Annotated in this window: 11 protein-coding genes; 7 read left to right on the top strand and 4 right to left on the bottom strand. The window is 66.2% G+C overall.

What is annotated here, in order from left to right; all coding sequences use genetic code 11:
* Positions 1–17: 17 nt before the first annotated feature.
* On the top strand, positions 18–494 hold the full coding sequence (locus tag E5554_RS06495; RefSeq protein ID WP_037507334.1) for a DUF2721 domain-containing protein: 477 nt from the start codon (positions 18–20) through the stop codon (positions 492–494).
* On the top strand, positions 491–1,042 hold the full coding sequence (locus E5554_RS06490; RefSeq protein WP_099229740.1) for a (2Fe-2S)-binding protein: 552 nt from the start codon (positions 491–493) through the stop codon (positions 1,040–1,042). The genes E5554_RS06495 and E5554_RS06490 overlap by 4 nt, the downstream gene beginning before the upstream one ends.
* Before the next feature lie 9 nt (positions 1,043–1,051).
* Here the strand turns inward: E5554_RS06490 and E5554_RS06485 are convergent, their stop codons facing one another.
* The 3 genes from E5554_RS06485 to E5554_RS06475 form a co-directional block, all read right to left on the bottom strand.
* On the bottom strand, positions 1,052–1,861 hold the full coding sequence (locus E5554_RS06485; RefSeq protein ID WP_136186302.1) for a class III extradiol ring-cleavage dioxygenase: 810 nt from the start codon (positions 1,859–1,861) through the stop codon (positions 1,052–1,054).
* A 65-nt stretch (positions 1,862–1,926) separates the two neighbouring features.
* Positions 1,927–4,491, bottom strand: coding sequence for an HWE histidine kinase domain-containing protein (locus E5554_RS06480; RefSeq protein ID WP_136186301.1), 2,565 nt, complete (start codon positions 4,489–4,491; stop codon positions 1,927–1,929).
* Positions 4,484–4,969 carry a biliverdin-producing heme oxygenase gene (locus E5554_RS06475; protein WP_136188275.1) on the bottom strand — a complete coding sequence of 162 codons (486 nt, stop codon included), beginning with the start codon at positions 4,967–4,969 and terminating at the stop codon, positions 4,484–4,486. The genes E5554_RS06480 and E5554_RS06475 overlap by 8 nt, the downstream gene beginning before the upstream one ends.
* A gap of 298 nt (positions 4,970–5,267) precedes the next feature.
* Here E5554_RS06475 and E5554_RS06470 point away from each other — a divergent pair, with 298 nt between their 5' ends.
* The 3 genes from E5554_RS06470 to E5554_RS06460 all read left to right on the top strand — a co-directional run bounded on the left by E5554_RS06470 (position 5,268) and on the right by E5554_RS06460 (position 7,631).
* Positions 5,268–6,209 (top strand): RcnB family protein, encoded by a 942-nt coding sequence (locus E5554_RS06470; protein ID WP_168708685.1) that lies wholly within the window; start codon positions 5,268–5,270, stop codon positions 6,207–6,209.
* Between the two features lie 100 nt (positions 6,210–6,309).
* On the top strand, positions 6,310–6,987 hold the full coding sequence (locus E5554_RS06465) for a 2OG-Fe(II) oxygenase (protein WP_037518624.1): 678 nt from the start codon (positions 6,310–6,312) through the stop codon (positions 6,985–6,987).
* Positions 6,988–7,160: 173 nt separating this feature from the next.
* Entirely contained in the window at positions 7,161–7,631 is a 471-nt protein-coding gene (locus E5554_RS06460) for an RcnB family protein (protein WP_037518627.1), read from the top strand.
* A gap of 187 nt (positions 7,632–7,818) precedes the next feature.
* Here the strand turns inward: E5554_RS06460 and E5554_RS06455 are convergent, their stop codons facing one another.
* On the bottom strand, positions 7,819–9,399 hold the full coding sequence (locus E5554_RS06455) for a lysine--tRNA ligase (protein WP_136186300.1): 1,581 nt from the start codon (positions 9,397–9,399) through the stop codon (positions 7,819–7,821).
* Positions 9,400–9,530: 131 nt separating this feature from the next.
* Here E5554_RS06455 and E5554_RS06450 point away from each other — a divergent pair, with 131 nt between their 5' ends.
* Entirely contained in the window at positions 9,531–9,902 is a 372-nt protein-coding gene (locus E5554_RS06450; RefSeq protein WP_004209958.1) for a PilZ domain-containing protein, read from the top strand.
* Positions 9,903–9,951: 49 nt separating this feature from the next.
* Complete coding sequence (locus E5554_RS06445) at positions 9,952–12,705, top strand: ATP-dependent DNA helicase (protein WP_136186299.1); 2,754 nt, start codon at positions 9,952–9,954, stop codon at positions 12,703–12,705.
* Positions 12,706–12,788: the final 83 nt, after the last annotated feature.

Here is a 12,788-nt window from a genome sequence, read left to right as displayed (position 1 = left end):
ATGAGAGGACCAAGTCGATGATCCCCCTTCCGCAGGTCAGCCAGGTCGCCCAGACGATCCAGCTGGCGCTTGCCCCCGTCTTCCTGCTCGCCGGTATCGGCGCGTTCCTCAATGTCTGCGTCAGCCGCTTGGCCCGCATCATCGATCGCGCCCGCGCGGTCGAGGAATGGGTGCTGAGCACGCGCGGCAAGGAGCATGACCGGATGGTGAGCGAGATCCGCGTGCTCGACCGGCGCATGAGCGTGGTCAATGGCGCGATCTTCCTGTCGGTGGCGTCGGCCTGCGCGGTCTGTCTGGTCGTCATCCTGCTGTTCGCGGGCAATCTGTTCAACGCCCATCTCGGCACGCCGGTCGCGATCCTGTTCAGCCTAGCGATGGTGCTGCAGGCCGCCGCATTCGGCACCTTCATCCAGGAAATCCGCCTGGCGTCACGCACCATCCATATCCGCAACGAGGTGCTCTACCACAAGGTTGAGGAGGAAGAGGCGGCATGACGCGCTTCACCGTCAACGACCGGCCGGTGCAATATCGGATGGATCCGGAGACGCCTTTGCTGTGGGCGCTGCGCGACGCGTCGAACCTGACGGGGACCAAATATGGCTGCGGCACCGGCGATTGCGGCGCCTGCACCGTGGATATCGATGGCGAGGCGGTGCGGTCCTGCCAGGTGACGATCGGCAAGACCGAGGGCCGGTTCGTGACGACGATCGAGGCGCTGTCGCCCGATCGCGGCCATCCGCTGCAACAGGCGTTCGCGGCCGAGAATGTCTCCCAATGCGGTTACTGCATGTCCGGCATCATCATGGCGGCGTCGGTATTGCTGCGGCGGACCAACGACCCGACCGATGCGGAGATTGATGCGGCGATCACCAATATCTGTCGCTGCGGCGTCTATCCACGGCTGCGCGGCGCGATCAAGCGCGCCGGCCGGATCATGCGCGGCGAAGACCAGGCCGGCGACGGTCCGATCCAGGCCGCACCGCCGCCCGGCATCACGCCGGACGAGGCGGTGCGAGCCGTACCCGCGCTGCGCAAACCCTAGATATCGGCCTTAACCGAAGCGATAGCCGGAAACCGTCCAGCCCAGCACCGTGCTGCGATGGGCACAGATGGCGGCGTCCTCGCCGCCTGCCCCCAGCGCCACCATCAGCGGCAGCAGATGCTCCTCGCGCGGATGGGCGAAGCGGGCATGGGGCATATGATCCCAGGCGGCGACGCGCGCCGCGCGACGGGCCGGATCGGGATCGGTCACGGCATCGCACAGCGCATCGTCCCATTCGCGCGAAGGCGCCGTCGCCATCGCGCCGCGCACGCGCAGATTGTGGAAGCTCATGCCCGATCCGACGATCAGCACGCCTTCATCGCGCAGCGGCGCCAGCGCGCGGCCGGCGGCGATATGAGCGGCCGGATCGAGATCGCGGCGCAAGGACAGCTGGGCGACCGGAATGTCGGCATCGGGCAGCGCGACCTTCATCGGAATGAAGACGCCATGGTCCCAGCCCCGTTCGGATTCCCGCGCTGTGGGAAAGCCGGCCTGTTCCAGCAATTCGGCCGCGCGATCGGCAAGCGCGGGTGCGCCCGGCGCGTCCCAGCGCAACTGATAGGTATGCGGCGGGAAGCCGAAATAGTCGAACAACAAGGGCGGCTGGCTACCGTCATGGACGGTGAAGCCGGGCGTTTCCCAATGGCCCGACACCAGCAGGATTGCGCGCGGCCGTTCCGGCAGGTCGGCGATCAGGCGGGCGAGATAGTCCTGCATCGGCTGCCACATGGTGTCGCTGTGCGGGTGCTGGGGATCGGTGGGGTCCATGAAGAAGCAGGGACCACCGCCATGGGGGATGAACAAGGCAGGCTGTTTCATGCCCGCCTAGATCGGATGTCGGCGCCGCCCGCGCAACGCGCCAGGCGGAAACCGACTGTTTCCTGTCAGCCCCTGGCCAGCATCGGAGCGATCGCCTGGGCCAGGGTCGCGCCCGAATAGGGCTTCTTGAGCAGGATAACGTCGCTGAAGCGATCCGGCAGGTCGAGCCCGTCTCCATAGCCGGTGGCGAAGAGGAAGGGCACGCCGCGTTCCGCCAGCATGTCGGCTATCGGCAGGCTGGTTTCATTGCCCAGATTGAAGTCCAGCACGGCGAGGTCGACCGGATGGAGCGTGATCGCCTCATGCGCGCGGCCGATGCTGGCGGCGGTCACCACCTGCGCGCCGAGGTCGCGCAGCGCATCCTCGCCATCCATGGCGATGATCATATTATCCTCGACCAGCAAAATCTGCCGCCCCTTGAGCAGATGCGGTGAGGGAGCGGGCGCCGGCTTGGCGCGATCGGTGCCGGCCACGTCGGGCAGGATCGAGGCGACATGGGCGGAGGGAATGCAGAAGCGTGCCTCCAGCCCCGCCAGCCGATAATTGACCTCCGCCCGGCCATCCAGATCATAGGGGATGGAACGCTCGATCACGGTCGAGCCAAAGCCCCGGCGCGAGGGCGCGACGACCGCCGGGCCGCCGCTTTCCAGCCAGTGGAGCAGCAGGCTGCCCTCGGCATCGACATGCCAGTCGATCGCAACCGATCCATTGTCGGACAGCGCGCCATATTTGGCGGCATTGGTCAGCAGTTCGTGGATGACGAGCGCCAGCACGGTGAAGGCGGCGGGGGTCAGCAGCACATTGGGACCGGTCAGCTTCACCCGGTCACGCCGGTCGCCGAGATAGGCGCCAGCCTCCACCTCGATCAGGTCATAAAGACGCGCGGGCGCCCAGCGATCGGCGGTGATCTGGTCATGGGCACGGGCCAGCGCATGGACGCGGCTTTCCAGCGTGCCGATGAACTGGTCGACCGACATGGCGCTGTCGCGAGTCTGGGAGATGAGGCCACGGATCAGCGCGAGAATATTGCGGACGCGGTGGTTGAGTTCCGCAATCAGCAATTCCTGCTTCTCATGCGCGCGTTGCCGTTCCTCGTCAGCGGAATCGGACAGGCGCAGGATGACTTCCAGCAGCGCCGTGCGCAGCGCTTCGGCGACGCGCAGTTCGGCTGGCATGAAAGCGACGGCCGTGCCCTTCACCAGTTCCGACCATTCCTCGAAACTCTTGCGCGGGGTCAGGCGCGGGCCGTTGGGGCCATATTCGATATGCTTGTCCTGCTTGCCGGCCCAGCGGACCGAACGCAGCTGTTCGGCGCGGAACAGCACGACATAGTCGCGCGGCCGGCGCGAGATCGGAATGGCGAGCAAGCCGGCAGCGCGATCGGCATGGGCCAGCGCTTCCGGCATGATGCGGGCGATGCTGTCGGTGGTATAGACCTGGCTGGCAGCGGTGCGGTTGAGCATCGACACGATCGCGACGAAGGACGGCTCGTCCGGCGTTAGACCCGACAGGGTCATCTGCCCGTCGATATAGATACCCACGCCATCGGCGGGGATCGTGTCGAAGATGATGTCGCCCAGCCAGCGGGCATTGGACATCAGGTCATGATCCTGCGCGACGGCGGAGAGCAGCCGGTCGGCGACCTGGCGGGCCTTGCCCTCATAGCTGGCGGTTTCCGCCCGCTCGCGCCCTTCCAGCATCATCGAGAAGATCTGGCCGAACAGTTCGGCGGCACTGCGCTGCGCGAAGCTGGGCAGGCGCGGCGCATAATGATGGCAGGCGAACAGGCCCCACAGCTTGCCATCGACGATGATCGAGATGGAGAGCGAAGCCCCCACCCCCATGTTGCGCAGATATTCGATATGGATCGGCGACACCGCGCGGGTGACGCAGAGCGACATGTCGAGCGCGGCGCCGGCGGGATCGAGGGTCGGGATGACCAGCACCGGCGGCGCGTTGATGTCCGCAATCACCCGGAAGATGCTGCGCATGTAGAGCGCGCGCGCCTGCGCCGGGATGTCGGAGGCCGGATAATGCAGGCCGAAGAAACTGTCGATGCCGGGCCGCAGCGCCTCCGCCACCACCTCGCCATCGCCATTGTCGGCAAAGCGATAGACCATCACCCGATCGAAGCCGGTGAGTGCCCGCACCTGGCGCGCGCCATCGCGCAGGAAGGCGGTCATGCTGTCTGCCTGCGCCAGCCGCGCGACCATCGAGCGGACCATGGAACTGGCCTCCATCTCGTCGGGCACGGCAGGCTCTGCCTCGATCACCACCAGTTGGCCGGAGAAATGGACGGCCACGTCGAAGGGCGCACCGCCCTCCACCAGCGACAGCGAGAAGACCCGCTCCACCGAATCGGGGCCACGCAGCAGGGTGATGCGATTGCGCAGCGTGTGGATCGCATCGGCAGAGAAGATCGCGCTGATCGGCTGGCCCAGCATCTCGTCCGGCGCCAGGCCGATATGGTCGGCGCTGTTGGTCGAGACGCGCGACACCAGCCAGTCGGCCGTCAGGGCGACAAGAAAGCCGAACGGCTGGACCGTGCCAAGCACATGGATCGGCTCGCGATCGCAATTATTGATGTCGACGGTAAAGCCCTGGGCTTCCGGGCTGGTCACATCAGTCACAGGCGACCTCCCGTTCGGCGCGCGCGCCGGCTTCGAACAGGGTGAAGGCCGTCCGGGCGCCGGCGATCGCATCGTCCAGCCAGCCCGCGTCGCCCTGAGCCGCTGCAACATCCAGCTGCTGCTGGAAGGCGACCCAGCCGCCCTTGCCATGCACGGCGGACAGATAGGCGCGGGGCAGATCCTGGGCGACCTGGCGCGCAAGCATCGCGCCGCCCAGACGCGATCCTTCGAGCGCATAGAGCAGGCCCCAGCGGAAGCCGTCGCCGCCCGTGGACGGCATCGACAGCGGCGCAGGCATGGCCTCCCCCAAGGCCGCCAGATCCTGCGCCATCAGCTCAAGGCGCGGCGAATCGGGCTGGGCGACCGGCTCCAGCGCGGCGATCGCGCGGGCATGGGCACGCAGGAACGCCCGGTAATCGGGCGCGGAAGCGAGCGAAAAATGGGAAAACAGGTCATCGACCCGTTGATGGCTCTCCATCGTCGCGGCGCGCAGGGCCTGTCTTGTGCGGCCGGCATCGGCGGTTCTTATCACCCGTTGGTCCTAATGGTTGTTTGTCGGCACTGCACTGATCTGGATCAGCTTTGCGCCGAACAGCCCATTTACCGGGCTTTTCCGATGCAAGATGGTGGGATGGATGGAATGATCGAGATTGTCCATTGTTCCGGGACAGAATCTTTCAAATCGCTGACAGAAGAGTTCAGCATCGCGACATCGCCATCCGCGTAGAGATGCGGCATGAAGGGAACAGATGGTTCCCGCACGAGGAATCGGAACGATGCTGAGGAAATGGATGCTGGCCGGCCTGATGGGTGCGACGCTGCTGAGCGGCGTGGCACCGGCCTATGCCCAGCGTGGCGACAATGGCGGTGGTCCGCGCGGCGAGCGTGGCGCCGGCAATCCCGGAAACCGGGGCGGCGACATGCGCGGCTCCCAGGGCAGCACCCGCTGGCAGGGTGGCGGTGATCGCGGCAATGGCAATGCTGGCGGACGTCCGCAAATGGCGGCGCCTGCACAGCGCTGGCAGGGTGGCCCCGAGCGGGTAAGCCGGCCGGACCAGCGGCCCGACCAGCGCGCCGATCGCCCCAATGGCAATTGGCAGCGTCCCGGCAATCCGACCCCCGGCATGCAGCCGGTCGCCCGCCCCGACCGCCCGGACGGACGCGGTGATGGGCGCCGGCCCGACGCCCGCCCGGATGCCCGGCCAGACGCGCGCGCCGATTGGAACCGGCAGGTCTGGGACCGGGATCGCAACGGCCGTGACTGGAATGACCGCAATCGCGACGGCCGCCCCGACGATCGACGCTGGAGCGACAATGACCGGCGCGGCGATCGCCCCGGCTATCCCGGCAACTGGAACAATGGTGGCCGCCGCTATGACGATCGCACACGTTGGGCCGACCAGCGCCGCTGGGACAATGGCTGGCGCCAGGATCGGCGTTATGACTGGTATGGCTATCGCAGCCGCTATGGCGACCGTTACCGCATGGGCCGCTATTATGCGCCGTCGGGCTGGAATTATGGCTATCGCAGCTTCTCGATCGGCGTGTTCCTGTCGGGTCCGCTCTATGGCAGCAATTACTGGCTGAACGATCCCTATTATTACCGCCTGCCGCCCGCCTACGGCACGATGCGCTGGATCCGCTATTATGACGACGCGCTGCTGGTCGATATCCGCGATGGCTATGTCGTCGACGTGATCCGCAACTTCTTCTGGTGACAGCCTCCTGAACTGGCCTTCAGGACACTGGGCCCGGTGCGACACCGCACCGGGCCCTTTTTCATTGCGCGGCGCCGGCCGGAAATGGCAGGGAGGCGGCATGAACGAGATAGTGGATGATGGCGGCATCGCGTCGCCGGCCCGCGCCGCGATCGGCGATCGGGTGCGCGAGAAACTGAACCGCAACCCGCTGGTCAGCCGCATCGACAGCCCCCATCTGGAAATCTATGGGCGGCAGGATTTCCTGGGCGCCGAAGAATGCGCGGTGATGCGCGCGATCATCGATGCCGGCGCCCAGCCATCGACTTTGTTCACCGGGCGGGAAAATGCCGATTATCGCACCAGCCACAGCTGCAATCTCGACCGGGAAGACCCGCTGGTCCATGCGATCAGCGCCCGCATCTGTGCGATGACCGGGCTGGAGCCCGACCATGGCGAGACATTGCAGGGGCAGCGTTACACCCAGGGCCAGGAATATAAGGTCCATTGCGACTATTTCCCGGTCAATGCCAGCTATTGGCCCGAAATGCGCAAGACCGGCGGCCAGCGTAACTGGACGGCGATGATCTATCTGTCGCCGGTCGAGGGCGGGGGCGAGACCCATTTTCCGCGTTGCGAATTCATGGTGCCGCCGATCGAGGGGATGATCCTGATCTGGAACAACCTGAAGCCCGACGGCGCGCCCAACCCCTATAGCCTGCACGCCGCCCGGCCAGTGGCTCAGGGCACCAAATATGTCGTCACCAAATGGTTTCGCGAACGCCCCTGGGTTCGCTGACCCAAAAGGTCGCGCGCCATTACACTATGCGACATAAATGACTGGTTCCTGACAGCGCCGTTCCCGGACGGTTCAGCGAATCCACTCCATATTCAACATGTTGGTAAGGGAACCTGCCCCGCTTCAAGCGGTTGGAAGCGTCCCCGAGCCTCCAGATTGATGGGAGTAGAAATATGCGCAAGATCATCATCCTTGGCCTTCTTGCGGCCACCGTCGTCCCCAGCGTCGCTTCTGCCCAATCCTATGGCGAAGCCCGCCGCAGCGAGCAGCGGCTGCGCGAAGACCAGCGCGACCTGCGCGCGGCCCAGCGCTATGGCGATCGCCGCGATGTCCGCGAAGCCCGTCGCGATGTTCGCGACTCCCGCCAGGAAGCGCGCGAAGACTGGCAGGATTATCGCCGCAGCCACCGCGACGTCTATCGCGCCGGCAACTGGAATGCGCCCTTCCGCTATTCGCGCTGGAATGCCGGCGCCCAGCTTCGCCCGGCCTATTATAGCTCGCGCTATTATATCGCCGATCCCTATCGCTATCGCCTGCCCCGTCCGGCCGTCAATCAGCGTTGGGTCCGCCACTATAATGACGTGATGCTGGTGAATGTGCGCACCGGCCGGGTGATGACCGTCCATCGCGGCTTCTTCTGGTAAGCCGAACGACGAAACAGAAAAGGCCCCGGACAGCGATGTCCGGGGCCTTTCTTTACCCCCTTGGCCGCGCCCCCCGTTTCCGGGCGGGCGCGGCCGATGCCGTGCCAGGCACGCCATCAGTCCGAAAGGGGGGTGGACCGTTCGCGAAACGCCCCTCGCGCGCGATGGTTCCCCCGCTTCTTTCCGATCAGGCGGCGAGCGCCTGCGCAATCAGCTTGCGGCTGTTGTCGATGCCATAGAGCGCGATGAAGCTGCCCATGCGCGGCCCCTGATCGGCGCCCAGCAGCGTCTGGTAGAGCGCCTTGAACCAGTCGCGCAGCTCGGCGAAGCCAAAGGCTTCTTCCTTGCCGATGGCATAGACGATATTCTGAATATCCTCCGCGCTGGCATCGGCCGGCAAGGCAGCCAGTTCTACATCCAGCTGGCGCAATGCGGCAGCTTCGTTCGCGTGCGGTGCCCGGCGCTGGAGCGTCGGCGCGACGAAATCGCGATGATAGGCAAGCGCATGGCCGATCAGCGCGTCGAGTTCGGGATAGGTTTCCGCGCTGGCGCCGGGCACATAATTCTGGAGATAGCTCCACACCTGTTCGCGGCTGGCATCGCCCATCACGCCGACCAGATTCAGCAGCAGGCCGAAGGTCACCGGCAGCTCGCCCTGCGGCAGCTTGCCATCATGGATATGATGGACCGGATTGCCGAGCTGCTGCTCGATCGCCTGCTTGGGATAATTGCCGCGGAACTGCCAATATTCGTCGACCGCGCGCGGGATCACGCCCATGTGCAGTTGCTTCGCCTTCTTCGGCTCGCGATAGGCGTAGAAGGCCAGGCTTTCCTGCGGACCATAGGTCAGCCATTGTTCGAGGCTGAGGCCATTGCCCTTGGACTTGGAGATCTTCTCGCCCTTTTCGTCGAGGAACATCTCGTAGTTGAAGCCCTCGGGCGGGCGGCCGCCGAGCGCGCGACAGATTTTCGACGACTGGGTGACCGAATCGATCAGATCCTTGCCCGCCATTTCATAGTCGACGCCCAGCGCATACCAGCGCATCGCCCAGTCGACCTTCCACTGCAGCTTGGCGCCGCCGCCCAGGATCGACTGTTCGATCGTCTCGCCTTCGTCGACGAAGCGGACGATACCGGCCTCGGCGTCGACCACCTCGACCGGCACCTGCAACACGATGCCGCTCTTGGGGCTGATCGGCAGCACCGGCGAATAGGTCGCCTGCCGTTCCTTGCGCAGGGTCGGCAGCATGATGTCCATGATCGCCTGATAGCGACGCAGCACCTGGCGCAGCGCTTCGTCGAAGGCGCCGGCCCGATATTGCTCGGTCGCGGACACGAATTCATAGTCGAAACCGAAGCTGTCGAGAAATTCGCGCAGCATCGCATTATTGTGATGCGCGAAGCTTTCATATTTCTCGAACGGATCGGGCACCTGGGTCAGCGGCTTGCCCAGATAGTCGGCCAGCATCGCCTGATTGGGGACATTGTCGGGCACCTTGCGGAAACCGTCCAGATCGTCGCTGAACGCCACCAGCCGGGTCGGGATGTCCGACAGCGCGTGGAAGGCATTGCGGACCATGGTGGTGCGCAGCACTTCGTTGAAGGTGCCGATATGCGGCAGGCCCGACGGGCCATAGCCGGTCTCGAACAGGATATGGCCTTTCTCCGGCGCGCCATTGGGGTAACGCTTGAGAAGCTTGCGCGCCTCCTCATAGGGCCAGGCCTTGGACGCGTTCGCGGCGGTGCGGAGAATGTCGGATATGGTCATGATGCCAAAGCCCCTACCGCCGCGAAGGGCGAAAGGGAACGGCTTTTGGAGGCAAAAACGCGTTAAACCGGGCTTCATATTTAGATTTTGTTCACCCTGTTCCTCCATGGTCTGGTCATATGGAGGCTCCCATGCAGACACCCCGCAGCCGCGAACGGATTCCCGTCGACATCGCGATCACCATCACGACCGTGCTCGACAGCCTGGAAGGAACGATCGTCGATCTGAGCGCGGGCGGCGCGCAGGTCGTCGGCTGTTCGCTGCCGACCGGAAGCCAGTGTCAGCTGGATATTGATGGCTATAGCGTGTTCGGCACGGTGCGCTGGTCGGAAGAGGACCGGATGGGCATCCGCTTCCCCTATATCCTGACCGAAGGGCCGTTGTTCGAACAGCTGGAAATGGCGCGCCTGGCCCGCCGCGCGCCGGTGGCGTTCCAGCCCCGACCGGCTGCGCCCGCCTTCACCTATTCCGGCCCCATGGGTTTTGGCCGCCGGACCAATTGATCGGCGCATTTCGGTTTCCCTTTTGTTCGCCTTGCCCTAAGCCGGGCAGGTGATCGATCCTGCTGCCCTGCCCGCCCTCCATGCCAGCCATGGCGGCATCTGGCTGCGCGAAGGCAGCCGCACCATGGGCGTCGCCAAGGGGCAGGCCATTGCCCGCACCGCCGAGACGCCGACGCTGCTGCTCAATGCACCGCTGACCGGCCAGCGGCTGGGCTATCCCGATCTCAACGGCCTCGACCTGCTGGAACTCTGGGCCTTCGTCCATCCAGCCCGCTTCCTGGTGCCCACGCCCAAGGGGCTGGCCGAGGCGCTGGACCTGCCGCAACCGGCACAGGAAGGCGATATCCCGGCCCTGTTGCAGATGGCGGCGCGGGCCCTGCTCGACCGGCTCGATTCCCCGGAATGGAAAGAAAGAGAAGGCGGCTGGACCGCGGCGCAGGCGCTGCACCGGCTGCGCTGGCCCTGGTCGCCGCTGGTCGCGCCGCGCATCAGCCGCCCGGCCGAGGCGGAACGCTGGCTCTTTTCCAAGCTGCCCGAATGGGAAGAGGCCGCGCCCCGCCCTGCCCCGCGCACCGTGGCGATGGAGGAGGAGGCCGTGCTGGCGCGGCTTGACAGCCTGACCGGACCGAGCGCCGAACCCCGCCCCGGCCAGCGCGCCTATGCCGCCGCCGCAATGGAGGCCTTTCGCCCGCGCAGCCATCGCGACCAGCCCAATATGTTGCTGGCGGAAGCCGGCACCGGCATCGGCAAGACGCTGGGCTATCTCGCTCCCGCCTCGCTCTGGGCGGCGCAGGCGCAGGGCACGGTGTGGATATCCACCTATACCAAGGCGCTGCAACGCCAGCTCGACCGGGAATCGCTGCGCCTGTTCCCCGATCCGGCGACCGCCGCGCGACGCGTGGTGGTGCGCAAGGGGCGGGAAAATTATCTCTGCCTGCTCAATCTGGAAGATGCGCTGCAGGGCGGCTTTGCCGGCCGCGCCGCCATATTGGCGCAACTGGTCGCGCGCTGGGCCGCCTTCTCCAAGGATGGCGACATGGTGGGCGGCGACCTGCCCGGCTGGCTGCCCATCCTGTTCCGCCGCAACGGCTCCACCGCGCTGACCGACCGGCGCGGCGAGTGCATCTATGCCGGTTGCCCCCATTATCGGAAATGCTTCATCGAACGGTCGGCGCGGGCTTCGGCCGAGGCAGACATCGTCATCGCCAATCATGCGCTGGTGATGATCAACGCCGCGCGCGGCCGTGAGACCGGGCAACGCCCGCAGCGCATCGTCTTCGACGAGGGCCATCACCTGTTCGACGCCGCCGATTCGACCTTTTCGGTTGCGCTATCGGGGCAGGAGGCGATCGAACTGCGGCGCTGGGTGATGGGACCGGAAGGCGGATCGCGCGGTCGCCGCCGGGGCCTGGCCGCGCGCCTGTCCGACCTTGCCAGCTATGACGAGGAAGGCGGCGAGGCGATCCGCACCGCGGTCGAAGCTGCGCGCGCTTTGCCGGCCGACGACTGGCTGAAGCGAATCGTGGCAGGTGAGCCTTTCGGTCCGCTGGAGGAACTGCTCGCCACGGTGCGCGGCACCGTCTTCGCGCGTGCCGCCGACAGTGGCGAGGCGGATGCCGGCTATGGGCTGGAAACCGAACTGGCCGAACCCGATGGACCGCTGGTTGAGGCGGCACAGGAAGCGGCGATCGCGCTCGATGCGCTGCTGAAGCCGCTTGTCCGCCTGTCCAAGCGGCTGGAAGCGGTGCTGGAGGATGCCCCCGATTGGCTCGACGGCGCGGCGCGGGCGCGGATCGAAGGGGCGATCGGATCGCTCGGCTGGCGCCGCGACCTGATCAGCGCCTGGCTGGCGCTGCTGGCGCGGATCGGCGGCCCGGCCGATCCCGATTTCGTCGACTGGATGACCGTCGACCGGGTCGAGGGGCGCGAATATGATATCGGCCTGCACCGCCACTGGCTCGACCCGACCCGGCCGCTGGCCGAGGCGGTGCTGCAACCCGCGCAGGGGGTGATCGTCACCTCCGCCACGCTGAAGGGCGGCGGCGACTGGTCCAATGCCGAAGCCCGCAGCGGCGTCACCCATTTGCCGCACAGCGCCGAGCGGTTCGAGGCGGCCAGCCCGTTCGACTATCCCGGTCGGGCCGAAGTGCTGATCGTCACCGACATCAAGCGCGGCGACATCGCCGCCATGTCGGGCGCCTATGCCCGGCTGATCGAGGCATCGGGTGGCGGCACGCTGGGCCTGTTCACCGCGATCCGGCGGTTGCGGGCCGTACATGCGCGCATCGCCGACCGGCTCGCCCGCGCCGGCCTGCCGCTCTATGCGCAACATGTCGATCCGATGGATACCGGCACATTGGTCGATATCTTCCGCGACGATCCGCGTGCTTCGCTGCTGGGCACCGACGCGCTGCGCGATGGAGTCGATGTGCCCGGTCATTCGCTGCGGCTGGTGGTGATGGAGGGCGTGCCCTGGTCCAAGCCGACCGTGCTACATGCCGCCCGCCGCCTGGCGGGGGGTGGCAGCGCCTATGACGACCGGCTGATCCGCGCACGTCTGGCGCAGGCGTTCGGCCGGCTGATCCGACGCGCCGAAGACAAGGGCAGTTTCGTGATCCTGTCCGCCGCCATGCCGAGCCGGCTGCTGAGCGCCTTCCCGCCCGGCACGCCGATCCGCCGGCTGACGCTGGACGAGGCGATCATCGCCGTCAGCGCAAAGATGCAGGCGCGGGACATGCAGGACGCTGGTCTTGGCGACCGAACAACGTTAGGGCATCAGGGAAGCGAACCCGGCATGCGGTGACCCGACAGGGCATGGCGCCTTTGTTTTCTGCGTTTTTGCGAGTCGGCCGGAGATACCCGCCGCGACAAGGCGCGAGGAGCTGG

Origin of the sequence: Sphingobium sp. PAMC28499 (assembly GCF_004795815.1) — a bacterium.
GTDB lineage: Bacteria > Pseudomonadota > Alphaproteobacteria > Sphingomonadales > Sphingomonadaceae > Sphingobium > Sphingobium yanoikuyae.
This window is presented reverse-complemented; position numbering and strand designations above follow the sequence as displayed.